Below are 23,920 nucleotides of genomic sequence, written 5' to 3' on the forward strand. Positions count from 1 at the left end.
CTTAATCCTTTATTGAATGGCTTCTTTTTTACCGAGAGTTTTAGCGGATGCTATTTTTTCAATAAACTGAACCCCATGCTTTTCTAAACCATCACCTAAAGATTCTATCGAACTACTGATTTCTTTTGAGGCGAAAGCCAATTCACTCACTACTTTGGCTGCATGTTTGTCTAATTCAATAAGGTATTCATTTGTAGAACGGGCATATTGAGACATGCCGTCATTTAAATTATTAAACATGTTGGCCAATGACTCATCAACAGTCGTGAATCTTTGTTGGTAGTCTTGCCAATTCTGCTTAATCTCATTTTGAGTTACGGCAATTAGCTCATGAGTTTTTTCAATACTCTGACCTGTATTAACAAACTTCTCAGCGATGTTATTTGACTGTTCAATCAGCCCATTTTGTTTTTGAACTGTAGCACTCGCATTTTCTATAACATCATTGGCCGTTTCTATGACATTACCCGCAGTAAAAACGGTTTCCTTAATTTTTTCGTATAGCTCAGTATTAGTTTCGTTTAGACCTTTTTGAGCCTCAACAGCGCCACCAAGCTCACCACTTAGGTCATTAATTTTATTTGATGCGTTTTCAGCCACGTTGGTCATTTCGCCCATAATGAATGTGGCAGTTTCGTTCATCGATTTATGGCTTTCTGATAAGGCTACTAATTGTGCTTCTAGCTTATTGCTGATTTTTTCTATAGTTTCTGCCAATGACTTCATTTCTACACCAGCAGCACCTGATATAGAGGCTGAAAACTCTTCCATTACTTTTTGGATGGTTTCATCATTTGCAGTTTTTTGATTTTCGGTCAATTCGTTAATTGCCGTTACAAGAGGTTCGGTTAACTGTTTTTGCATAATAACGGCTAAGTCATCCGCAAAGGACTCAAGAGCAAAAGACTGTTTTTTAGATTCTTGTAATACTTTGTTTGAAAGGCGTTCTGCCGAAAAATACTCTACACGTTCATCTATTTCTGATACGAATTTCTGACATAACTTGTCAAAATTATGGATTTTGTTTTTTTCTGCCCTAGAAAAAAATATCGATGATATCAAACCTGCAATAGATGTTAAAAACGCTAAAGAAGCACCTGATAATAGGATATTTAAAGCTTCTTTAGCTTTACCAATATCATCAGCACTTAAACCTGGAGCCGCAATGTATATCCCTGCAACTAAACCAACAAAAGTTCCTAAAATTCCCATACCAGTCAATATATTAGGCAAAGTATTGAACCAACGCATATTGACTTTAGACCATAGGATATAGCGTTGGTTAAAATAGGTAGAGGTATGGTGGGTATTTAAAATTTTCCAATCTTCGTCTTCTATATCAAAGTCCAATTCAGGAATTAACAGCGTTTCATTAAACTCTCGCCAACTGTCACTTAAATACGTTGTTTTAGACATATAGTCGTCAAACTGGGTATCATAAAAACTGCAAAAATCACCTTTTGAACGTCCTGATTTTCCTATTTTTTCATTAACTAGTTTGAATTCATTGATGATTGGGTCTATTTTTTTTGAAAAATTAAAATACTCAAATATAGCAAAAGAAATAATTCCAATTAATACAAGAATCACTGTGTTGATATTAATGACTAACGAAGCTAAAAATTCCATCTTTTTCCCTTTTTATTATTTTTGGTAACCCGGTGCAATTGCTAAGTTATCAGCACCATAAAGCGTTTGTCTGTTACGTAAATAGAGTTGATATTCACCGCCAGCTAGGTTTGCATCCAAAGTGCAATCCACGTTCCATCGTCTTAGTAAGTAACCCGCCATTGCAGCCCTTACGTTAATTTCTAATACGCCGTCTTCCATCGCAAAGTCGAGTTCTATTGCAGTTGGGAATGATATGTTATGAGGATGGGGAATGATTTGTAGGGGCATTATCCGAGTCCACTGATGATCTTGTTCTATTAATTCGAAATCATCACCTATTGAATCTTTAACCGTCGCTTTTTGTTAAAACAAAGTCCCTAAACTGCTGTGACTTTCTGTCAAATGCACGTACATGCCAACGCAGGCCGTTATCAACGATGGAATGGGGCACTATTTCACGGGCGGCTGAGCCGCTAGATAAGGAAGTGTAAATAATACTAACCGCCTTTTGTTGAAAAATAGCCTGGGATAACCGAGAAACTATTGTGATATCTGGAGCGTTTAACGTACCAGGTGCTTCTACTGGAAAATGAACATCATTTATAGCATCAAATCCGTCGGAAATTTGATTGGCCAGTTTTATTAGTGTCTTACGTGCATCGTGTTTAAACAAAGAGTTAAAGGAGGGATTAAGCCAATACTGCTTTTCTTTGGTGTTATACGTAAGATTTTTGGGAACGTACTCTTTATACAGAGCTAAATCACGGGATGCAGCGGCAGTACCACATTCAAAACGTTTGATTATTTCATTACGCGTAACGCTTCCAGTGAACATTAGCTTAAAATCGATGTAGGCAAGGCGTTGTTTTTGAGCGTAATTTAGAGCTTTTAAGTCCATTTAACTTCTTATTAATATTCCCTTTATAGGTTAAGTGTGTATCATTTTGATACTGGCGGCAATGGTTAATATAGTTCTAATCAGTATGCCTCTTAATGCCAACTTTCCGTTCGATTACCCTCTATGTCAGGATAGTTGTCGCGATCACTTTTCAAGCAATAAAATAGAGAGCGCGGTTTGATAATAGAAACATTATTCCCCAGAGCGTAAAGAGGCGATTAACCAGAAAATGATGCCTCCGAACAATATGAGCATTGCGGTATTGACCAATGAGACTGGGATTACGCAGTCAACTTTGTATAATTGGGATATGTAAAATCTCAGCATATTTTGATATTTGTTCTATATTGCAATTTAATGCTAATTAATTAAACAGTCCTTATATTTCAAATATAGTAAGCCCTTTTATCACAGTGTACTATTTAGGATTAGCTCAAATATTTACCGTCTAGCTAGTTTATGGAGCTTTCATCGTGTTTAAATTACAAGCGTTAGTTTATGTTTCATCTGCCGTAACAATGTTACTGCCCGAGCAAGTCGAATACCTGCTAACCCGTGCCAGAAACCGTAATGCACAATATGGTGTTACCGGCGTTTTGTTGTATATAGGCGGTAACTTTATGCAGTACATTGAAGGCCCTTCAACTGAACTGGCAGTAATCTACGATATCATTAAAAATGATCCGGGCCACACTGGATTAATCGAACTGATGCACTGCGACATTGAGCAAAGAGATTTCTGTGATTGGGCGATGGCATATTGCACGAAAGAGCGAAACGTATCCGTCAGTCAGTATAACAATAAAAGTATACTCGAAGACAAATTGGGCTTTTCCACATCCGATCAAACATCATCGCGAACGTTGCTGCGTAACTTCTGGGTCAGAAATAGCGCGTAACTAGAATTGTAAATGTTTAGAAAACATTATACGTTTACTCCGTTAATTATATTCGTAATGATAATATTTTACTTTGAATTGCCCTATTTATATCGTATATTTACGAATAACGATATTTGAGGGGTACTTTTGATCTATGCACACTGACTTTCTTCTTCAGGCCTTCCTAGGTGGCGGCTTAATCGGCCTTGGTGCCTTTATTCTGATGCTCTTTAACGGACGAATTGCGGGTATCTCGGGGATCGTATATGGGGCGATTTCTAATAGCGGTAAAAGTAATCTATGGCGCTGGTATTTTCTAGCAGGGCTGGTTATCGCGCCACTATTAACAACCCCTTTTGGTTTTTCGCTACCTGATGCCTTTGCCGGCTCGTTCAATGTGCCAGCAGATTCATTTTTTACCCGCTACCTTGTGATAATACTCGGAGGGTTACTGGTAGGCTTTGGCACAAAATTAGGCTCTGGTTGCACAAGTGGCCATGGTATATGCGGCATTAGTCGTTTGTCTTCACGCTCTATTTTGGCTACCGCAATATTTTTACTCAGCGCGATTATCACCGTGACAATAATTAAGCATGTAGTGGGAAGTCTGTAATGAATAAACCTATATCTAGTGATATAAAATCAACAACTGAGTCCCCTACTTCCGAGCCATCTAACAGCAAGTATAATGTAGTGGCTTTACTCGCTGGTCTTTTATTCGGTGCTGGCTTAACGATTTCCACTATGGTGGACCCTGCCCGTGTTATCGGCTTTCTCGATATACTAGGGGATTGGGATCCTGCATTAGCGTTTGTTATGCTGGGTGGAATTGCGGTTTACATGCCCCTGTATTGGTTATTCGTTCGCAATAAAAATAAAGCGCTTCTGGGCGGGTCATTGCATTTGCCAACCAAGCAAGAAATCGATAAACCGTTAGTTTTGGGTGCGAGCATCTTTGGTATTGGTTGGGGTATTACAGGGATATGTCCAGGGCCAGCTATTACCAACCTAAGTAGCGGTGATATCAGCATTTTCGCTTTCATAGTGGCCATGGTAATTGGTATGCTTATCGCAACAAAATTTAAGAGTAAATCGGGATAAAAATATCAATGACACTTGAAGAAATGCGCATTAACGCTGATAAAGCGGCGGCGCTATTAAAGGCAATGGCTAATCAGCATCGATTACTTTTGTTGTGTTTGTTAAATAACGGGGAAATGTCGGTATCTGAGCTTAATCAACAAGTGGCGATCCCCCAGTCAAGTTTATCTCAGCATCTTGCAGCCTTGCGCCGTGAAAACCTGGTAGTGACTAGGCGTGATGCGCAAACTATTTACTATTCACTGGCCAGTGAAGAAGTAAAAGCCGTTATTAATACTCTTTATCAGCTTTATTGCGCGCCTGAAAATTAGGCGCTACGGACCGTTATTATTTGCCATTAAATACCGGTCTATAGTCACCAAAAGTAATATTCACAGCTATAAATTCCTTCAAGAAACTGCTTGAAAAGATCCTATTTTTTTTGTGAAGCGCGATAAACCGATAAAGTCCATTTAGTCACTTTCTCTTTCACTACATGCTCATTTACCGGCTTGGTAAGATAATCGTTCATACCCGCACTTATACACTTGTTACGTTCACCTAACATGGCATTTGCGGTCATAGCAATAATGGGAATATCTTTATATTCTGCCCCGGCTTCGCCTTTTCGAATACGTTGGCTGCATTCGTAGCCATTCATTATCGGCATTTGACAGTCCATTAATACGCAATGAATTATTTCATTTCTGCGCTTGGCAAGAATGAGTTGCCCAATGGCTTGTTTGCCGTTCATAGCGTGTAAAATGGTGATAGGTAGTTCTGAGAGTATTCCTTTAGCGACCTCAACATTTATCTCATTATCATCAACCACTAAAATCCGAGCGCCTTCGATTTTATCAAGCTCTGGATGCAGATGTTCAGGCATCAAAAAAATATCGTGCATCTCGTTGTTAGCTAAATCTGCTTTACTGGCTGCAGCGTTGTTAGGACTTAGCCGTGCAATTTTTTGTAAAAACTCGGTGCGCGAAATCGGTTTCGTCAATACGATAGGCGTAATATTCTCTAACCAAACAGTTGGCTCAGCATCACGCCTAAGCAATACAACCTGAGGCAGACTTTGGGCAAGGGCAGTATTGGTTTTCAATTCGTTATCAAGTATCAACAAAAATGGATGCTGTTCATCCACCACAATATAATCCGGTAACGTGCCCAGCGTTATGCTTGTTTTATCGCAAGTAATTGAATTTTTGAAGTCCTGTTCGGGCATGATTTTTCCACTTAGGGCTTCAATCAATCGGCACATACTAGAACACAATTCGTCTTGTTCGATTAACACTGCGGTATTGGTGCCTAATAACAACTCAGGGAGGTTAGCCATTTTGCATTGATTAGCATCTGCACCTATGGAGAAATAAAACACACTGCCTTGATTTTTCTCAGATTCGAAATGCACTTCACCTTTAAGTAAGGTCACCAGTTGACGACAAATAGACAAACCAAGTCCAGTGCCGCCATATTTTGCTGCCACGCTGCTGTCCTCTTGAGAAAACGCAGTGAACAGCTTATCTTGGTTTTCTTGCGCAATCCCTACCCCTGAATCTGCTATAGCACAGTGCAAGACCAAGGAATTATTATTGGTTAATTCACTATGGGCCGAGACCTGGATAAATCCGCTTTCGGTAAATTTGATAGCATTGTTAACTAGGTTAGTCATGATTTGCGAAAAACGGTGCGGGTCGCTCACCATTGACTCACAATGAATACCTGACACATCTACAATAAACTCCAAACCTTTTTCTTGAGCTTTAACGGCCATGCTGCCGCATATACTTTCAATTAAGTTAACAGGATTAAATGCTTTAAAGTCTAAGTCGAGTTTACCTGCTTCAATTTTCGATAGATCGAGTATGTCATTTACCAGCGTTGATAAAGTACTCACACTCACTTCTGTCATTTCAATATAGCGCAATTGGTTTTCACTTAAGGGCTCTCGCTTAACCAAGTTTAGTGTGCCGATAATGCCATTTAATGGGGTACGCATTTCATGACTGATATTAGAGATAAAAGCGCTTTTTACCAGACTGGCTTTTTGTAATTCAATGGTTCGCCTTTCAACCTTATCCTCTAATGCCATATTGGCTTGTTTGATTTTATCGTCAGCTATGCGCTCGGCAGAGACATTTCGCGCAATAATTGCTACACCTTTGACAGCCCCATCTTCGTTAGTTATGGCCGAAAAAGACAAGGCTAAATAAAGTGTTTCACCTTGGGTATTTTCAATTTGTGTTTCTACATTTTGTTGACTATTGCGCTGGGTTAATTGATCAAAAATATCACCTAGTTGTATGTCGTCGAATAAGTCTAAGCTCATCAATGTACTGCCTATTACCTCTTGCTCAGTCATGCCAAGTAAAGACTGTGCAGCGTTGTTCCAACTGGTCACTTCGCCTGTTACGGTCACACTGATGATAGCATCTTGAGAAGCACTCACGATCGCTGCTGATTGCGCCCGCGTGTCCGCCAGCTGTTGGCTTTTGGTCGCGCTGCGATGAAAAATACCTAGCACGACTAACATAATAGCCGTAACAGAAAACAAGAAAGCGTAAACACTGGTACGCCGGCTGTCCTCAATACTACGAATATAATGCTCTGGCACTGCAAGATGAGCCCATAAAAAACCGTTCTCGAGATCCCCCGAGACCACGATTTTCCTACTCAATGAATAATAAGTCGTATTGTCTTGGGTAAGGTAATTCATTTTCGTAAGATGACGAGACAATCTATCAGTGGTTGTAAAGACCGTATTCCAGGTATGTTCCGGGGAAAGGTCTCGGCTAAATTTGTGATCGTTATCTGGCGTGATTAGAAAATAGCCTTCGCTGTCTGTCATAATTAAAAAGTTTGGTTTTTCAGAAATATTGTTGATTGAATCAAGTAATGGTTGAGCGTTGATATTGACGATTAAAAAACCAAAGCGACTGCCTGTATCATCAAAAATAGGCAGCGATAAGCGCAGCATAGGACGATAAGGGAAATCGAGCTTACCAAATTCGCGATTCAAAGAGATACGCGACATATAGATTTCACCTGCTGCAAGGGTTGAGCTTGCACGAGCGTATTCACTCTTACGTTTGCTTTGCAACTGATTAGATGACACCACTTCGATTTTGCCATTGACTCTATCAACCCGAACCAGTTCCATGGCGCGTTCATCGGCACTGATAACGCGTAGCTGATCATATTCGCTATTACTTTGTAAAAAAGCAGAAAATATGGTTTCTAAACGCTGGCGCCATTGGGCCTCATTGGTGTTGTCAAGTGGGTCTACGCCAACATTGTTCGCTGCCCGTGATATACCACTAATAGGAGGAGTCGCATGCAAAAAACGTAGATCATGACGATAGTCATCAAGACGTTCCTGTACTTGTAAATTAATTTGTTCACCAGTAGCTGATAAAGAATTTTTTAACTCAGTGGTAACCGATTGGCTCAACTGAGACTCAAAAACAGTGACTACAATACCAAAAATGACCAAGATGGAAACGAGCGTAATAAGCAGTATATGTTGCTGTAACTTAAAGCCTGTACGAACAGACGAAAGCGTCTTTTGTGTCATTAAAAAAAGATCCTTTAATTTACCGAAGAACAGCAACATTGAAGCACTGCTGGAATAAATAGTAGCCTATAGACTTTAGTTGTACTGCGCCAGATGAATAGCTATTTATGATGGTATTGATAGCGCATATGACTGTTTCGACTTGAATTGATAAATCTTTATGCCAGTGAACGGATAGAACTTTATATTTTGTCTTAATTTAAACGCTGATTTTTGCGTGACGAGTCACTATCGAATCATTCAATCAACACCATATTTAAGTTTGAAGTTACAGTTCTTATTTTCGTATTATCGGGGTAGTATTTAGTTTAAAAACTTGTTTTACCGCAATTTTTCATTATAAAAAATAGAATATTATGAAATAAAGGTAACCATTGTTGCCAATAAATGACCAAGGGGCACACTAGTGAATGTAAAGCGTATTTTAGTAATCGCAGATCGCAAAGATTCTTCGCAAAAGGCTTTAGCACATGCAGCATTAATGGCTGAGCAATTCAAAGCAACATTGCACGTCGTTGGCTTCAGTTACGAGCGTTTGTCGGTTTTAGATGAAAGCATGACCAAAGAAGATATCGAGGCTGCCAAACAAAAGATTATTCACGCCAACCAAACATGGCTAGATGAAGCCGTTGTTATGAGTAAGTTACCTAAATCGACTACAGATGAGATGGTTTGGAGTAAAGATATCGCCGCTTGGGTTACCAAGCACTGCGTAGACCATCAATACGATTTAATCATAAAAACTGGCCATCGCAGTGAACACGCGTTTTATGTACCTACCGATTGGCATTTATTGCGTAATGGCAATGCCCCGGTATTGTTAGTCGCCGATAAAAAATGGCGGAAAAAACAAGCCATTATGGTTTCGCTTGATATGGCCTCTAAAAAGAAAACAAAGCAAGCTCTTAATCAAAAAGTTATTGATGCCGGTAAGATGCTTGCAGCGGCGAATGATATGCCACTGCACGTGTGTTTTAGTTTGGCTATTTCACCTGTATTAAAAGACCTAGGGATTGTTGATAAAAATAAATCCGTTAAGGCCGCAAAGAACAAATACATCCCTAAAATTCAAGCTATGTTCGGGAATGATGATATTCCGTTAGAAAATATCCACATTAAATCTGGTTACGCTGATAAGATCGTACCAAGTGTGGCATCTGATATTGGCGCAGCGCTAGTTATAATGGGCAGCGTTGGCCGAAAAGGCTTAAAAGCAAAGGTGTTAGGCAACACGGCTGAAAGCGTATTAGCCTTACTTAAAACCGACGTAATGATAATTCAGCCTTAGTCGCAATTTTAACAGTATCTAGCCGTTAATCATTGATGTTGTATCGGCGTCACATTATTTGTTAGCAATGATGAGGACGCCGCTTACAATGTTTACTCACACAGTATGAGCAATTTTTCCGCGTTTAAATTGATTCACATTTAACCAATACATCGGGATTACCGCACATGCAAAGACTAAATTGGAAAGCGGGACGGCTAGCCATACACCTGTAACGCCCATGTACATCGGTAGTATCCACAAGAAGGGTAATTGCACCAGCACATTACCTAAAGACACAAATAAAGCGGCCCCGCCCTTACCTATTGCCACAAAATAAATCGCCACCAGAAAAAACAAGCCATCGAGGTAAAGCGTAAATAAGTGCAATTTTATGCCATGGGTGGCTACCGCGCTGAGTGTTTCATCGTTGGTAAATAAGTTAACGAATATACTGGGGAAAAGGTTAACGGCAAGCACCATCATTACACCTGATCCAATAATAATATTCGTCGCGAGTTTTAGCGTACGTAACGTATTGTTATATTGCTTTGCACCTTGATAATAACTTATTGGCGGTTGCACCCCTGCAGCTAATCCTTCTGCAAAAAAATAGTACAGACTGGCGATATAGCCGATGACGGAAAAAGCGGCGACATGGGTAATGCCACCATAATACATAAGGAGCCCATTGTGCAGTGATAGTGTGAATCCGAAATAGAGGAACATAACTAAACTTGAACAACCAAGTTGTATCACTCTAAGGCTAATTTTATAGTCGAACTGCTTTATACTGATACGGTTATCGCCGCGAAAAAAATAATTCATGCACAGCAAACAGGTAGCCAACTGTGCAATAACTGTCGCAATGGCAGCGCCTTTTAATCCCATATCAAAATGGCCAATTAAAACGTAATCTAGTGCAATATTCAGTAATGCCCCTAGCACTATAAACTGAGTTGCTAAAGTGGGTTTATTGTCATTTCTGATAAGCACGGGCATTGCCACCGAGCCTATAGTAATGACTGATGCGTATGACATTATTAACAGATAATCTACCCCTGGGGCGTTCTCTCCTCCTTGAATACGCAGCAACGCTCCGCCCCAGGTGATTAACGCGCACGCCACTATGATGCCTCCAAGTAACATTAAATACATCGCGCTACTCAAGGTTCTGTTCACTCCATGGGGGTTACTCTCTCCTCTATAGTTTGATAATACGCTGCCGCCGCCCATGCCCACTAATAAACCTAATCCAATAATCACTGATAACATGGGTAACGCCAAATTGATCCCCGCTAAGCCTTGCTCGCCAACAAAATATCCAACAAAAATGCCATCAATAATTTGATATATACCGCTAACTACCATGGCAAGAATCGACGGCACTGCAAACCGCCAGAATGTGCGCGCTACAGGGTTATTAGCCTGTAACGTAGATAAACCCAACATAATATTCTCAGATTGTAAATTTCCGTCATTGTAACTAGATAAGTGATACTTTAAAGTTTGTTACTATCCGAATTTCGGATAGATGAAGAGCTCCATGTATACCTTCATTTAATTATTGGGAGAGACATTTTGAATTGGACAGTCGATCAGCTGCAGGCATTCGTGACGGCGGCACACTTAGGCTCATTTTCGTCAGCAGCGCGTCAACTTAATAAGGCCCAATCTCGTGTCAGTAGCGCTATCGCTAATTTAGAAATAGATCTGGGTATCGAGCTATTTGATCGCACCCCACGTTATCCTGTATTAACAGAGTTAGGTGCGCAAATGCTCCCTGAGGCTGAGTTCGTTCTAGCACAGTGTCAGCGCTTTGATTCTAGGGCACAATTCGCCGCAAAACACGATGTTATCTCTTTGCGAATAACGATGGATGAAGCCCTGCCGATTGAAACAACAAGTACTATATTCACCTTGTTTGGACAGAAATTCCCACATGTTAATCTAGTAATTACCAGTGGCTCCCGTGATGATGTAGCCAATGCAGTGGCAAAAAAAAGAGCGGATATTGGCTTGATGCTTAGCAGTACCGTATTACCGATGGATGTAGAATTTGAGTCATTGGGGTATTTTAAAAAAATTCTAATCTTTGGAATGTCTCATCCATTGGCAAAATTTGAAACCGTGTCACGCACACAATTGCAAGGTCACCGGCAACTGGTATTGTGTAATCGTTCGGGTGAAGGGCGCGAAGACGCGTTTAGTCCAAACCACTGGTATATCGATAGCTATTACGTGATCTGCGATCTGGCGGTACAAAACCAAGGTTGGGCTATGGTCCCAGAGCACATAGCTGATTCAAACTGGTTTGCTAAGCACATACATGTGCGGTCTTGCGATCAAATGTTCTCGGGCACTATGTTAGAGGTCGGCGTAGTCAAGCGCAACGGTCATTCTATGGGTCACATCGAAAAGTGGTTTATCGAGCAATTAAAAGATCTTATCGCAAAATAAAAACTATTGTAAAGATTGGCTGAAAGAACGGCTAGGCAGAAATAACCGCTGGTTATTTCAAGATAAAAAGCAGCCAATATCATTTTTGGCTGCTTGCTATTTATTTACTATAGGTTACGCATACTGCGTGTAATAGCTAAATCGTCAACGAATATATAACTTGATGGGCATCATCACGATCCATTTTTTCACTCATGCCCAATTCGCCTGCAAGCTTTCTCATATCATGATTGTCGGCTAATTCGATAGCATACAAAGAGCCAATATTGTGTACCTTGGCATATTCAATTAGATGCTCAGTCAATAGCTTGCCTAACCCCTTGTGTTGCCATTTATCACTTATGGTAACCGCGATTTCATAGGCAGAGTGCTCACCGGTAAAGGCATATCGACTTTCGCCAATCTCTAACTCAGCTCCTGTTTGCAGATCATGTTCAGTTGCTACAAACGCCATTGTATCTTGACCATCTATTGTGCAAAGTGTTTTTAGCATGGCGTCAGACAGTGTGTTTATACCCCCTAGAAATCGATAATGCTTTGTTTGGGCTGAGAGTCCCTTTACAAATTCAGACTCAAGCTGTTTGTCTTGCTGACTGATAGGCCTAATAGTTATCTTTTTGCCATCTAAAACATGCTCGCATGGTTGACCAGCAATGTGTTTCGTTTGAGTCGTTGTTGCCTCATCGTCACTGCCAGCGTTATTAGTGGTAAAATCAAGCACAATACGCGCGGCTACATCACCCGCTTTCAAACGATTTAAGACGTGATTCACGTCAGACAATAAACATAGTTCAATGTCAGCTGTAACTTTACCATCGGCGGCGAATGCCAAGGCTTCAGCCATGTCTTGCCTTGTTCCTACGAATGACCCTTTAATCGTTTTGCAATTAGCTACGACATCAAACAAGTCGGTCGGAAACTCTCCAGGTGGCAGGCCCACTAATACGCAGGTGCCCGTTTTTCTGGTCATTTCTACCCCTTCCTTAAAGGCAGACATTGATGGGGCGGTAATAAGCACACCATGAGCCCCACCGTTGGTAACGTGTATAACGCTGACCGCAGCGTCTTGGCTAAAAGCATTAACCACAGCGTCAGCCCCCAAGCCTTTAGCGTGCTCCAGTTTAGAATCGTCGATATCCACTGCACACACTTTTAAGCCCATGGCTTTTGCATACTGAATAGCCAAGTGCCCTAACCCACCGCAACCTAATACCACTAACCATTGACCGGGTTTAGCACCCGTTTCTTTTATACCTTTGTAGCTCGTGACACCGGCACAAATAATGGGAGCTGCCTGAATAGCAGACAAACCATCAGGAATATGGGCTACATAGCGAGGATCTGCGATAATATAGTCGGCAAACCCTCCGTCTTTACTATAGCCACCAAACTCAGCATCTGCACAAACGGTCTCCCACGCGGATAAGCAATATTCACAATGCCCGCAAGCAGAGTAAAGCCAGGGTACGCCTACCCGATCACCTATCTTAACTTGATCAACACCTTCACCTAATGCGACGACTTTACCTATTCCTTCGTGTCCAGGGGTGAACGGTAGGGTTGGCTTTAAGGGCCAATCACCCGCAGCGGCATGTAAATCAGTATGACAAACACCACAGGCTTCGGTTTTTACTAAAATTTGTCCCTTGAGCGGTGTGGGTATTTTGCACTCTTGAATTGATAATGGTTGTCCAAATTGTACAACCTTAGCCGCTTGCATCATGTCTTTCATTATAGATTGCCCGTCCAAGTAAATAGGTTTTTAAGAGTCCAATCCTATGGGGTTGAATCTCTCATTATTTTAATTTCATCAGACTTTAAATGATCGAAAGTTTTACAAGTTGATAACGATCAATGAATCAATCAACAGTTGAAAATAGTGGCTATCCAGATGAGCAGAAAATAACAAACTCGTTTTAATCTTGATCAGTGTCAAGAAGACAAATACTAGACTCTTTCTTTTTGCCATCATTGCGTTAGTTTACTTAATCACCGATGTTAGTAAAAAGCTTACAATTAAGGGTGTTATCATGAAGACAATACTGTTACCAAGTTTACTTGTATGTGCATTATTTTTATCTGGGTGTAATCAGGGACCTGACTCCCCCAAAGGATTCAGTTTGCCCAAAGGAGACGCAGAAAAAGGCGAGTTCGTTTTTAAAGAATATCAGTGCTTAGCCTGTCACAACCTCGAAGGATATGACGCGCCAATGCTAACCAAAGTATTTAAGGATCCTATTGAATTAGGCGGAACATCCGCTAAAGTAAAAACGTATGCTCAGCTGGTAACATCCATTATTAATCCATCGCACGAATTGGCTCCAAGGTCTACAGCATTAGAGCCTGTGGTAGATAAAAATGGGCAGTCGAAAATGATGGTGTTTAATGATGTTATGACGGTCACTGAATTAGTCAATTTGGTTTCATTTTTACAACCTAAATATAAAGTGAAACCTATTCAATACACTAACTATATGCAGTATCAAATACCGTAACAGTGTAATCTGCTAAGTTGATACCATGCTTGTAAAGCGGAGTTTATTAGGACTCCGCTTTGTGTATAAAAGCCTATTCATTTAATAAACCTTTTAAGTCGAGATTTAACGACGAGTAAAACGATGGAATTTAAAGAGTATTATGAAATTCTAGGCGTCCCTGAAGACGCTGAGATAAAAGAGATTAAAAAAGCTTACCGTAAGTTGGCGCTTGAGTTTCATCCAGATATGAACCCAGATGAGGGTGCTGAGGAGAAATTTAAAGAGGTTGCCGAAGCCTATGAAGTATTGAAAGATACTAAACGACGAGCTGAATACGACGAACTGCGTAAATATGGTGGCCAAACTAACCAAGGCTTTACTCCGCCTCCCGGCTGGCAAGGCAACTCTGGAAGTGGTAATTGGGATAGTAGTGATGAAGATTTCTCAGATTTTTTTAATTCCGTATTTTCAGCCCGCAGAGCAAGAGGCGGCGAGCAAAATGGGGCATTTAATCAAGGTCGATATCAGACCGATTTCGCCATGAAAGGACAAGACGCAGAGATTGAAGTGCCGATTTTTCTGGAAGACACCTTAAAAGACGCTTCGAAAACGGTTGAGTTTATGCAATCAGAAGTGCAAAACGGTCAGATGGTAAAACAGAAAAGAACATTGAAGGTTAAGATCCCTCACGGGGTTGTTGATGGTCAGCGTATCCGTCTTAAAGGTCAAGGTGGTAAAGGTGCCCATGGTGGTGAAAGCGGTGATCTTTATCTCCATATTCGCCTTGTTCCTCACCCACTGTTTGACGTTCAAGGTCACGACTTAATTATTACCCTGCCCATCGCACCTTGGGAAGCAACATTAGGTGCCGACATTACGGTTCCAACACTGGATGGAAAAGTTAAAATGACCATTCAACCGAACAGTCAAAGCGGCCAAAAGCTTCGCATAAAAGGAAAAGGTCTTAAGCGTAAATCTGGTAGTGGTGATTTATATGCTGTATTAAAAATAGTTAACCCGCCTAACAGTAACGATAAAGCCGATAGCCTATGGAAAGAGCTCGCTAAAGCGAACACGTTTAACCCTAGAGAAGAGTGGAGCTAACAGCAATGAGCGAAACTATATTAAAAATCTCAGTTGATGAACTGTGCGAAAATATTGAAATCGATCACGAGCTTGTTATCGAGGTCGTTGAGTACGGGATCGCTGAACCTATCGAAGGACAGTCCCTAGAAGAATGGAAATTTGACCCTACCAGCGTTCATTGGTTAAAAAAAGCGATCCGCCTTAACAAACAACTAGAAATAGACTGGATCGCCGTTGCTATGGTCATTGATTTATTAAAGCAGCGTGAAGCTCTTGAGTTTGAAAATCAAAATCTACAAAGACAATTATCCCGCTTTTGGGAATCTTAAGCCTAAGAGCAAACCATCCAAGTTTGTGTTTATCTAGCCAATTATATTGATAAACACTACTTGCTTGGTTTGGGTTCGATATGCACCAATACATCTTGAATATTAAATTTACTTGCTAAAATGGCTTCAATCTCATCGGCGATGTGATGAGATTCGATGGTAGGTAAATCAGGATCTACCGTTACGATAACATCGGCCACTCGACCATTAGCACCGGTTCGTGAACGCACTCTAATAACAGAACTTACCGCTTTTACATTATTTACCTCGTCTGAAATTGTACTAGGGTCAATATCGCTGTAATCGACCAAAATCGGAATCGCACGTTGAAAAAGCTTAAACGCTAAATAGAAAATCAAGAGTGAAACGATGCTCGCGAACACCGTGTCTAACCAATAATAACCTTGTGCCGCGAGCTGCCAACCCACAATAACCACCACAGTGGTCAAGACGTCACTCAATGTGTGGCTTGCATCCGCTTGCAGAATGTCCGACTCAAGGCGATTTGCCCAATATCGCTCCCATAGGGTCAGCAAGATGTTAACAACGAGCGTGCTAATAAGTATGATGAGTCCTAAGAAATTTTGTTCTACTGGCTCGCCAAATCGGTTATATGCACCGACCAACATTTCAAACGCCACAATACTTAATAGTGATGCGAGCCCGAACACCGCTATTTGCTCAAATTTTTGGTGGCCATAGGGGTGATCTTTGTCAGCGGGTGTATTGGCAATATTGGTCGCCATCCAAGCAAAGATATTATTGATGACGTCCGTAAATGAATGCACCGCATCAGCAATCACTGCTGCCGAGTTTGCAGAAATTCCGACCCATAATTTAACCACACTCATCAGTAAATTGACGCTGCCCTCAATAAGCAACACGCTTTTAACATTCATTTATATCCACCTTTTATGATATACAATAACCCTAAGTGAGTGGTCGTGACCCGTATTGTTGACTTATAACGTTATATTTAGCTTTTCAAGGCAATTAATTTCGATACTTTTAGTCACGAAATTAGTAACAAAATTTTTTATTCGTTCAATAATTTACCTATTGAGTGCCCGAGTTTTATAGAATATCGTGCAAATGATAGCAATAACAATTTTTGGAGCTGCGTTGACTTTTCCTATCAAAAAAAATCTTCAAGCCAATCATACACAAGAAATAACTGATGCGAATGCCCAGCTAAAAGCATTATTAAATGCAGCGGTCGATGCCATTATTATCATTGATCACCTTGGCTGTATCGAATTGTTCAATGCAGCGGCCCAAAAAATGTTTGGTTACCCATCATCGGAAGTGGTCGGTAATAATATTAGAATGCTAATGCCGGAACCTTATCGAAGGGAACACGATAAATATTTAAGTAATTACATGGAAACGAAGAATGCAAAAATAATAGGCACCGGCCGTGAAGTTAAAGCGTGTAAAAAAAACGGCGAGATTTTCCCGATCGAATTATCGGTTGGCGAGGTATTGGAGTCTAGCCACAAGCAATTTGTGGGTATAATTCGTGATATTTCTGAACAGGTCAAAGCGCGCTCAGATGCTATTGCCAACCGTGAGCGATTAGCCCACGTAACACGCTTAAGCACGATGGGGGAAATGGCCGCCGGCATTGCACACGAGATAAACCAACCCTTATCGGCCATTAGCAGTTATGCCCAAGCCTGCAAAAATATGCTTGAGCGCTCATCGAACGTTCCAGATACTATTGCACAACAACAAAAGTTGAGCATAACCTTAGAGAAAATCAGCAGCCAAGCCCGTCGCGCGGGTGAAGTCATACGCAGATTAAGAGGTTTCGTTAAAAAGCGCACTGCCGAGCGTGAATATGTTGATCTTAATGTGTTAATTAAAGATTCCATTGAACTTGCCAAAGTTGACACACGCTTACTAGATCATGGCATTTCGTTGAGTCTTACAGCATCCCCTGCACCACTATTACTTATTGATGAAATACAAATCCAGCAAGTGCTATTCAATCTGATCCGTAATGCAATAGACGCAATGGAAGACCAGCCAACTGATCAGGTGAATATAAGTTCTAAATGGATTGATGCACAATACATTGAGGTGTCGGTAACAGATACCGGCTATGGCGTCTCAAAAGAAAATTTGGTTCATCTATTCCACCCATTTTTTACGACCAAAGAAACGGGAATGGGTATGGGTTTACCCATATGCCAATCAATTATACAATCCCATGGTGGTGAACTTAGACATCGAGCAGGTATAGATAAAGGCAGTGTATTTTCATTTACGTTGCCAGCTAAATCCATTGTTAAAAATAAACTTGGTTGAGAAATAAATATGAAACGCAACGCCACGCCCCCAGTGTTAAAGCAGGTTGTCCATATTATTGATGATGACGAAGCTGTATTGGACTCACTAAGTATGTTGCTTGATTCTGTGGGTATTAAAAATGCTATTTACTCAAATGCACAAACATTTTTAGATACCCATCAAGGTGAGAGTATTAGAGCGTTAGCTGGCTGTATTGTATTAGATGTGCGCATGCCAGGTATGAGCGGAATGGAGTGTCAGCAACAATTAGAACAATTAAAGTGTTCCCTTCCCGTTATTTTTATTACCGGCCATGGTGACGTACCAATGGCAGTAGAAGCCATGAAAAAAGGCGCTATTGAATTTATTCAAAAACCGTTCCGCGAACAAGAGTTGCTCGACTGTATTCAACACGCTTTGGAATTAAACAAAGCTGAGCATGAACGCGCCTCTCGCTTACTCGATATTGATAAACGCCGTAAATCTTTAACTAAACGAGAAAAAGAAGTGATGCAAAGAGTCATTGCTGGGCAAGCGAATAAAGTGATTGCGTGCGATTTAAATTTGAGCCAACGAACTATAGAAATTCATCGCTCAAATGTAATGGATAAAATGCAAGTTAATTCCCTTGCTGAATTAGTCACTTTAGCATTAATTAAGTAATAACCAACTGAATATAGCATCTACTCAAACTGCCGTTTAATGATGTAATTTGATCTAGCGCAACTCCGTTTTTATAAAAAGGTATATCTTTTAAGAGAACATTAATTATTCTCGACGAACGTATAATGCCCAGTAAAAATGCCATTAATTCTAACCAACCAGTCGTCTATATTGTTGACCACCACAAGAGTGTGCTGTTGGCATTGTCAGCGTTACTCGCCCCCCTTAATGTATCAATAAAATGTTTCACCAGTGCAGAGCTTTTCTTAAACCATAAAATGAACAATGAAGCAGCGTGTTTGATACTTGAAGCACACCTACAAGAGAAAAGAGAAAGCGGCATCGAATTACTAGAGACGCTAGTTCGTCAGGGATTCCATATTCCAACTATTGTATTGGCAAGCTCCAGTGATATTCCTACTGCGGTACGTGCGATGCGCGCCAGCGCTATTGATTTTATCGAGAAACCCTACATTGAACATCTATTAGTTCAAAAGGTTGCGGAAATATTACACCAGTCGGCCCCAACGCAAATGAATTAGTCACCGATTGTTAAATTTATAAGTTCAGCTAGATTAGATTCAATGTAAAACACTCGGAAAACAAAACATAATTAGCAAGTTATTCAGGCAGTATTTGAATTTGCTTAGGGAATTTGGCATGCCTTACAGGAATAGGTATGTACACTTTACAGAAAGTACCGCACATGCTTAATTGCCATTAAACATGTGCCGAGTAGATTTTATTGCGTGTCACTCGTAATATTATGAATAGTCTGTAAATTCAACTGGTTAGACTTTAACCGCCAGTACATCGCATTTAACGCCGTGTAACACGCCATTAGCAGTTGAACCTAATAATAGCTTAAGCCCACTTTGACCATGGGTGCCAATAACAATCAAGTCAGCATTAATTTTTTCAGCGTAGCGATGAATTTCATCAGCGGGTGCACCGACTGAAACGTGAGCATTTTCTTCCGGTACGCCAGATGTAACTGCAATTTCCTTTAAACGAGCTTCTGACTGTCCCTGGATATTCAATAATTCGTCGTTTTCAAAGTTAATACCATAAGGTTCGAAGTACAATTGCGTAAATGAAACGTAAAGTAAATTCAAATCAGCCGGATCGTTTACCAAAGCCAACGCCTTGTTCAGCACAAGATTTTCTGAACTATTAATATCCACCGCAACAAGTATTTTTTTATAACCATGCATAACGTTTCTCCCCAGATACTGGTTTTGATCGTTGCCAAAATTGACAAGCGTCTTCATACCTTTATTAAAACTTATTACTGGGGAAAGCCCTTGATCTGCATCAACGAACTAAGTTTATTTGCTTACTAATGTATACAAAATGTTGTCAAAAGGATTAACGCCTATACCGTAAATTTTCTGATAAAGCACCTGATACGAATAACTAAGGAACAAATCAAATAGGAGGTGTCCACCATCTTAGCTGACATGTGTAGACTTACTTTGAATGACTGCAATGCGCGCAGGCTGTGTGAAAACTATTAATCACCTTTGGACTAAACACGGTGTATATATGATCAATCAGTCTTATATTCAAGAAGAATGATATGGTCAGTTGCCAACAATTCCGGCTTTTCATTTGAAGTGGTCAAGTCATTATAGCCACTGGTTCGAGTCCGTGTAGAGACGTCAAACTTATTAATCGTCAGTTTTAAATATACTACTGTATGATTTCTAATACGTTAAAGTCTATTTTGTTGTATAAAATATGTGACGTAAAAATTTAAACATCATAAAGGTATTCAATATTTGTAATAAAAGCACGCAAAAAGGCTTTACGTTAATAGAGCTTATTATCGTTATCGTTATTCTTGGTATTTTAGCGGTTACTGCTGCTCCGAAATTTATTGATCTTAGTAGTGAAGCTAAAAAAGCTAGACATGATGCATTATCAGCTTCTATTAAAGCTGCTGCTAACTTGGGTTTTTCTAAATGTTTAGTGAGCTCTAGTTGTAGCCAAAGTGGTGAATCTACTGTTGACATCGGTGGTGGTGTAACTGTTGAGATGTTAAACGGTTGGCCCAAGGCTGACGAAGACACAGGTATTGGTTTATTGATAGATCAAGATTTTGCTGTTGAAGTGAGAAGCGAGGGCGCTGCTAATGGTGGCGCGTATACTTCATGGTTGATTTCATGGCCAAATAGAACAGGCTTGTGGTGGAATCAAGATTGCACAGTAACATATAGCAATTACGGCAGTGTAGATCCGCAAATAAATGCATCTACAGCTTTTTCTGATGTTTGCGAAAACTAAAGTTGAAAGTCATGATGACTAATTCAAATCATAAATTAATCCATAAACCAGTGAATTTAAATGACTAAGTTAGAGAGCTACTTATCAATTTTGCTTACCAAATCACCCATAATAATTTGAGTGAATATCAAGACGCGCTAGGCTTTGATTAGGAAATAAATTAAAGGATTGATGTCATGCCCCAACCTCGTAATAGTCAAATTTCTTTAGCGGATACCCCTTATTACGATTGTGTTCGGCGTTCTTTTTTGTGTGGTACGGCAGCCGCGCTGTAGATAATTATTCAGGAAAAAGTTATGAGCATCGTCGAGAATGGGTCGAAGAGCGCTTGTTGTTTCTATCTTCAATCTTTTCAATTGATAGCGCGGCTACCGTATTTGTGCTTATGTAGTTATGAGTAATCGTGTGCATGTGGTGTCGCATGTGAATAAGAAACAAACCCAGGTTTGATCAAACAATGACGTCGTTGAGCGCTGGCATCACCTACACAAAGGCACAATGCTCACTCAGATGTTTGTCAGGGGAGACACGCTAAGCTCAGGCCAACTGATAACATTAGATGATACCAAAACTGAATGTCGCAGCCGTGCCCGAAAATCCATAAAACGCACCGTGCTCCTTCCAAATAGCCACAATCTCACTTTCTATTACGTAACACTTCTATTTGAGTAGTATTAATTCAACTAGCATTTTTAAATTTTAAGCTAATTCATATTATGGGTGGCATGATAAAAATACTTTTATCTGGCTGGGAAATCCGGTCACTGTTGCACCGCATTTTGACGAGGTTCATAACATCGCCATTGTTGCTGGGGCAACCAGATGCTTCACTCTTTTCCCACCAAAGCAAATAGACAATTTATATGTTGGACCCATTGAGCACGCCAGCGGGTCAACCCGTTAGCATGGTGGATTAACGCCATCCAGATTTAACCCGCTTTTAAAAGTATGCCGAAGCTTAACGACATGGATAATCAGTAGAATTACACCCTGGCGATGCAATTTTATCCCATCACCTTGGTGACATAGTGTTAAGTCTCAAAGCAAAATCAATGTATTCGTAAATTACTGGTGCAGCGGTAATTATGTTAGCAGTGCGTTGCCCTTCCCTATGTTAATTCACGCTCTTTCGGCATTAAAGTATTTGCCGAAAGAGCAACAAAATGCGTGGAAGCACATGCTAGATCACTACATTTCTATTGATGAAGAAACCGATTCACATATACCGCTATCAATGCGCGGTATTTTAGGTGCCAAGAATCAAAGTGTGATCAACCGAGCTCGTCAGTGGTTAATTCAAAAATTAGGGTGCTGAATGTCCAAGAACTCGTATTTGCATCGTTCCTGCTAAAGCACAGAGTAGCAAAACATCAACGAATGACCCCGCTAAGTCTAATCAATAGCATTCTTTGTTATATCGCCAAATAAAATATACGCGCCCATTATGTGAATCATGATTTACATAATTATTTTGTGTATGTATATTGATCAACGCAGTCGATTAAATTGCATCATTTGCAGTCATCTATCGATATATATAATGAGAAATCTAATAGAGGTCAGAATGGATAAAATAATAAGTAAAAGAAAACTACTGCCATTATCATTAGCCGTAATTCTGTGCAATTCTGCAGTCGCGCAAACTCACGTCATTCATGCGGGCGAATTACTGTCAATTCCCGGCGAAAAGCCTTTAATGAAGCAAACCATTGTCATTGAAGATGACAAAATTGTGTCTGTTGAAGATGGCTACATTCCCGCAAAAAACTTCGGTGACGATGCAACGCTCGTCGATTTATCAAATAGTTTTGTGATGCCCGGCTTAATGGATATGCACGTACACTTACAAATGGAGTTAGGTGCACACAATACAAAAGATGCATTGCAGTTATCTGATGCTGACCTTGCCATGCAAAGTGTTCATTTTGCCAAGAAAACACTGTTGGCGGGCTTTACCACCGTGCGTGACTTGCTTAGTGAGCCTGAACAAATGTACGCACTACGAGACGGTATAGAAAAAGGATGGATAGACGGCCCGCGAATTATTGCTGGCGCCGGGGTGTCGATTACTGGCGGACACTTAGATGTTGATGGTATGTCACCAGAGATTCTTGAGTTAAAGTCAGCCAAAACAATTTGCGATGGCCCTTATGAGTGCAGAAAGATGACACGTTTGGCCATCAAGTATGGCGCTGATGTGATTAAAGTGTCCTCTACGGGTGGGGTTTTATCCGACACAGATACTGGCACCGGCCAACAGATGACAGACGACGAGTTAAAAGAGATTGTTGACACCGCCCATGGTTTAGGTCGAAAAGTCGCCAGCCACGCTCATGCAGCAGAGGGTATTAACGCCGCACTGCGAGCGGGTGTGGATAGTATCGAGCATGGGAGTTATGCCAATCAAGAGAGCCTTACCTTATTTAAAAAGACCGGTGCTTATTTAGTCCCTACTCTTCTTGCTGGTGACACCGTTGTTCATATGGCTGAGGGGGATGATTTTATGTCAGCGCCCATTAAAGCAAAAGCACTGCGCGTGGGCAGCGATATGATGAAGACATTTGAAGTATCGTATAAAGCCGGTGTGAAAATAGCATATGGCACAGACAGCGGTGTCTCGCGACACGGCATCAATGCCCAAGAAGCCGTGTTGATGCATAAAGCCGGCATGAGCACGTCTGATATCTTAACGTCAGCAACTGTGAATGGAGCTGATTTAGCCGACATGAGCGACATGCTAGGAACCATCGAAACAGGAAAGTTTGCTGACATTATTGCAACCGATAACAGCCCCTTAAAAGACATAGAAGAACTGTTGGATGTAGATTTCGTTATGAAAGGCGGAAAAGTTTTCAAACAAAAATAGCCTGATAATCCCCATTACATAATTGCTAATGGGCGAATCTTACTGCTAACGTTTATTTTATAAGGGAGCTTGGCTCCCTTTATTTGAATGTTAAATATTGCCAATTAAATGTCAGTTTCCAGTTGCGCTAAACGCTTTATAGACATC

Annotated in this window: 21 protein-coding genes and 4 pseudogenes; 18 read left to right on the top strand and 7 right to left on the bottom strand. The window is 40.6% G+C overall.

What is annotated here, in order from left to right:
- Positions 1–9 precede the first annotated feature (9 nt).
- Both GQS54_RS05165 and GQS54_RS05170 read right to left on the bottom strand, forming a co-directional pair.
- Complete coding sequence (locus GQS54_RS05165; protein WP_166422952.1) at positions 10–1,629, bottom strand: hypothetical protein; 1,620 nt, start codon at positions 1,627–1,629, stop codon at positions 10–12.
- Positions 1,630–1,644: 15 nt separating this feature from the next.
- Positions 1,645–2,509: pseudogene (locus GQS54_RS05170) on the bottom strand (WYL domain-containing protein).
- A 473-nt stretch (positions 2,510–2,982) separates the two neighbouring features.
- On the opposite strand from GQS54_RS05170, the gene GQS54_RS05175 reads away from it, so the two are divergent.
- From GQS54_RS05175 to GQS54_RS05190, 4 genes are all read left to right on the top strand, one after another.
- Positions 2,983–3,408, top strand: coding sequence for a BLUF domain-containing protein (locus GQS54_RS05175; protein WP_166422953.1), 426 nt, complete (start codon positions 2,983–2,985; stop codon positions 3,406–3,408).
- A gap of 136 nt (positions 3,409–3,544) precedes the next feature.
- Positions 3,545–4,003 carry a YeeE/YedE family protein gene (locus tag GQS54_RS05180; protein WP_166422954.1) on the top strand — a complete coding sequence of 153 codons (459 nt, stop codon included), beginning with the start codon at positions 3,545–3,547 and terminating at the stop codon, positions 4,001–4,003.
- The gene (locus GQS54_RS05185) at positions 4,003–4,491 is read left to right on the top strand and encodes a YeeE/YedE family protein (RefSeq protein ID WP_205967630.1); all 489 of its coding nucleotides are present in this window, start codon (positions 4,003–4,005) and stop codon (positions 4,489–4,491) included. Before GQS54_RS05180 ends, GQS54_RS05185 begins: the two co-directional genes overlap by 1 nt.
- An 8-nt stretch (positions 4,492–4,499) precedes the next feature.
- Positions 4,500–4,802, top strand: coding sequence for a metalloregulator ArsR/SmtB family transcription factor (locus GQS54_RS05190; protein ID WP_166422955.1), 303 nt, complete (start codon positions 4,500–4,502; stop codon positions 4,800–4,802).
- Between the two features lie 101 nt (positions 4,803–4,903).
- Here GQS54_RS05190 and GQS54_RS05195 read toward each other — a convergent pair whose 3' ends face one another.
- The gene (locus GQS54_RS05195) at positions 4,904–8,047 is read right to left on the bottom strand and encodes an ATP-binding protein (RefSeq protein WP_166422956.1); all 3,144 of its coding nucleotides are present in this window, start codon (positions 8,045–8,047) and stop codon (positions 4,904–4,906) included.
- Positions 8,048–8,453: 406 nt separating this feature from the next.
- Here GQS54_RS05195 and GQS54_RS23505 point away from each other — a divergent pair, with 406 nt between their 5' ends.
- Positions 8,454–9,335, top strand: coding sequence for a universal stress protein (locus tag GQS54_RS23505; protein WP_166422957.1), 882 nt, complete (start codon positions 8,454–8,456; stop codon positions 9,333–9,335).
- 96 nt (positions 9,336–9,431) lie between these two features.
- Here the strand turns inward: GQS54_RS23505 and GQS54_RS05205 are convergent, their stop codons facing one another.
- The gene (locus GQS54_RS05205) at positions 9,432–10,766 is read right to left on the bottom strand and encodes an MATE family efflux transporter (RefSeq protein WP_166422958.1); all 1,335 of its coding nucleotides are present in this window, start codon (positions 10,764–10,766) and stop codon (positions 9,432–9,434) included.
- Between the two features lie 129 nt (positions 10,767–10,895).
- On the opposite strand from GQS54_RS05205, the gene GQS54_RS05210 reads away from it, so the two are divergent.
- Positions 10,896–11,774 (top strand): LysR family transcriptional regulator, encoded by an 879-nt coding sequence (locus GQS54_RS05210; protein WP_166422959.1) that lies wholly within the window; start codon positions 10,896–10,898, stop codon positions 11,772–11,774.
- Positions 11,775–11,910: 136 nt separating this feature from the next.
- On the opposite strand, the gene adhP is transcribed toward GQS54_RS05210, so the two are convergent.
- Positions 11,911–13,506, bottom strand: a complete 1,596-nt coding sequence (gene adhP / locus GQS54_RS23205) for an alcohol dehydrogenase AdhP (RefSeq protein ID WP_240919830.1) — start codon at positions 13,504–13,506, stop codon at positions 11,911–11,913.
- Between the two features lie 298 nt (positions 13,507–13,804).
- On the opposite strand from adhP, the gene GQS54_RS05220 reads away from it, so the two are divergent.
- The 3 genes from GQS54_RS05220 (at position 13,805) to GQS54_RS05230 (ending at position 15,666) form a co-directional block, all read left to right on the top strand.
- Positions 13,805–14,269 carry a cytochrome C gene (locus tag GQS54_RS05220; protein ID WP_166422960.1) on the top strand — a complete coding sequence of 155 codons (465 nt, stop codon included), beginning with the start codon at positions 13,805–13,807 and terminating at the stop codon, positions 14,267–14,269.
- A 123-nt stretch (positions 14,270–14,392) separates the two neighbouring features.
- A complete protein-coding gene (locus GQS54_RS05225; RefSeq protein ID WP_166422961.1) occupies positions 14,393–15,355 on the top strand; it encodes a DnaJ C-terminal domain-containing protein in 963 nt (320 codons plus the stop codon).
- Positions 15,356–15,360: 5 nt separating this feature from the next.
- The gene (locus tag GQS54_RS05230; protein ID WP_166422962.1) at positions 15,361–15,666 is read left to right on the top strand and encodes a chaperone modulator CbpM; all 306 of its coding nucleotides are present in this window, start codon (positions 15,361–15,363) and stop codon (positions 15,664–15,666) included.
- Positions 15,667–15,722: 56 nt separating this feature from the next.
- Here the strand turns inward: GQS54_RS05230 and GQS54_RS05235 are convergent, their stop codons facing one another.
- Positions 15,723–16,565 (bottom strand): cation diffusion facilitator family transporter, encoded by an 843-nt coding sequence (locus GQS54_RS05235; RefSeq protein ID WP_166422963.1) that lies wholly within the window; start codon positions 16,563–16,565, stop codon positions 15,723–15,725.
- Between the two features lie 223 nt (positions 16,566–16,788).
- On the opposite strand from GQS54_RS05235, the gene GQS54_RS05240 reads away from it, so the two are divergent.
- The 3 genes from GQS54_RS05240 to GQS54_RS05250 all read left to right on the top strand — a co-directional run bounded on the left by GQS54_RS05240 (position 16,789) and on the right by GQS54_RS05250 (position 19,163).
- On the top strand, positions 16,789–17,976 hold the full coding sequence (locus GQS54_RS05240; protein WP_240919831.1) for a PAS domain S-box protein: 1,188 nt from the start codon (positions 16,789–16,791) through the stop codon (positions 17,974–17,976).
- A gap of 9 nt (positions 17,977–17,985) precedes the next feature.
- Positions 17,986–18,621, top strand: coding sequence for a response regulator (locus GQS54_RS05245; protein ID WP_166422965.1), 636 nt, complete (start codon positions 17,986–17,988; stop codon positions 18,619–18,621).
- A gap of 125 nt (positions 18,622–18,746) precedes the next feature.
- Positions 18,747–19,163, top strand: a complete 417-nt coding sequence (locus GQS54_RS05250; RefSeq protein WP_166422966.1) for a response regulator — start codon at positions 18,747–18,749, stop codon at positions 19,161–19,163.
- Between the two features lie 249 nt (positions 19,164–19,412).
- On the opposite strand, the gene GQS54_RS05255 is transcribed toward GQS54_RS05250, so the two are convergent.
- Positions 19,413–19,835 carry a universal stress protein gene (locus tag GQS54_RS05255; protein ID WP_166422967.1) on the bottom strand — a complete coding sequence of 141 codons (423 nt, stop codon included), beginning with the start codon at positions 19,833–19,835 and terminating at the stop codon, positions 19,413–19,415.
- Between the two features lie 565 nt (positions 19,836–20,400).
- On the opposite strand from GQS54_RS05255, the pseudogene GQS54_RS23510 reads away from it, so the two are divergent.
- From GQS54_RS23510 to GQS54_RS05280, 6 genes and pseudogenes are all read left to right on the top strand, one after another.
- A pseudogene (locus GQS54_RS23510) lies at positions 20,401–20,480 on the top strand (prepilin-type N-terminal cleavage/methylation domain-containing protein); the annotation flags it as partial.
- Between the two features lie 112 nt (positions 20,481–20,592).
- On the top strand, positions 20,593–20,907 hold the full coding sequence (locus tag GQS54_RS05265; protein ID WP_166422968.1) for a hypothetical protein: 315 nt from the start codon (positions 20,593–20,595) through the stop codon (positions 20,905–20,907).
- A gap of 176 nt (positions 20,908–21,083) precedes the next feature.
- Positions 21,084–21,474: pseudogene (locus GQS54_RS23210) on the top strand (transposase); the annotation flags it as partial.
- 160 nt (positions 21,475–21,634) lie between these two features.
- Positions 21,635–21,811 (top strand): annotated as a pseudogene (locus GQS54_RS23215) (cupin-like domain-containing protein); the annotation flags it as partial.
- 273 nt (positions 21,812–22,084) lie between these two features.
- Positions 22,085–22,222, top strand: coding sequence for a hypothetical protein (locus tag GQS54_RS23220; RefSeq protein ID WP_240919832.1), 138 nt, complete (start codon positions 22,085–22,087; stop codon positions 22,220–22,222).
- Between the two features lie 249 nt (positions 22,223–22,471).
- Complete coding sequence (locus GQS54_RS05280) at positions 22,472–23,773, top strand: amidohydrolase family protein (protein ID WP_166422969.1); 1,302 nt, start codon at positions 22,472–22,474, stop codon at positions 23,771–23,773.
- The last annotated feature ends 147 nt before the right edge of the window (positions 23,774–23,920 follow it).

The sequence above is a fragment of the Paraglaciecola sp. 20A4 genome, assembly GCF_011378905.1.
Classification (GTDB): domain Bacteria; phylum Pseudomonadota; class Gammaproteobacteria; order Enterobacterales; family Alteromonadaceae; genus Paraglaciecola.

Coding starts and splice junctions, on each gene's coding strand:
- GQS54_RS05165 (WP_166422952.1), bottom strand. CDS start 1,629: ATGGAATTTTTAGCTTCGTTAGTCATTAATATCAACACAGTGATTCTT.
- GQS54_RS05180 (WP_166422954.1), top strand. CDS start 3,545: ATGCACACTGACTTTCTTCTTCAGGCCTTCCTAGGTGGCGGCTTAATC.
- GQS54_RS05185 (WP_205967630.1), top strand. CDS start 4,003: ATGAATAAACCTATATCTAGTGATATAAAATCAACAACTGAGTCCCCT.
- GQS54_RS05190 (WP_166422955.1), top strand. CDS start 4,500: ATGACACTTGAAGAAATGCGCATTAACGCTGATAAAGCGGCGGCGCTA.
- GQS54_RS05195 (WP_166422956.1), bottom strand. CDS start 8,047: ATGACACAAAAGACGCTTTCGTCTGTTCGTACAGGCTTTAAGTTACAG.
- GQS54_RS05205 (WP_166422958.1), bottom strand. CDS start 10,766: ATGTTGGGTTTATCTACGTTACAGGCTAATAACCCTGTAGCGCGCACA.
- adhP (WP_240919830.1), bottom strand. CDS start 13,506: ATGAAAGACATGATGCAAGCGGCTAAGGTTGTACAATTTGGACAACCA.
- GQS54_RS05220 (WP_166422960.1), top strand. CDS start 13,805: ATGAAGACAATACTGTTACCAAGTTTACTTGTATGTGCATTATTTTTA.
- GQS54_RS05225 (WP_166422961.1), top strand. CDS start 14,393: ATGGAATTTAAAGAGTATTATGAAATTCTAGGCGTCCCTGAAGACGCT.
- GQS54_RS05230 (WP_166422962.1), top strand. CDS start 15,361: ATGAGCGAAACTATATTAAAAATCTCAGTTGATGAACTGTGCGAAAAT.
- GQS54_RS05235 (WP_166422963.1), bottom strand. CDS start 16,565: ATGAATGTTAAAAGCGTGTTGCTTATTGAGGGCAGCGTCAATTTACTG.
- GQS54_RS05245 (WP_166422965.1), top strand. CDS start 17,986: ATGAAACGCAACGCCACGCCCCCAGTGTTAAAGCAGGTTGTCCATATT.
- GQS54_RS05250 (WP_166422966.1), top strand. CDS start 18,747: ATGCCCAGTAAAAATGCCATTAATTCTAACCAACCAGTCGTCTATATT.
- GQS54_RS05255 (WP_166422967.1), bottom strand. CDS start 19,835: ATGCATGGTTATAAAAAAATACTTGTTGCGGTGGATATTAATAGTTCA.
- GQS54_RS23220 (WP_240919832.1), top strand. CDS start 22,085: ATGCTAGATCACTACATTTCTATTGATGAAGAAACCGATTCACATATA.
- GQS54_RS05280 (WP_166422969.1), top strand. CDS start 22,472: ATGGATAAAATAATAAGTAAAAGAAAACTACTGCCATTATCATTAGCC.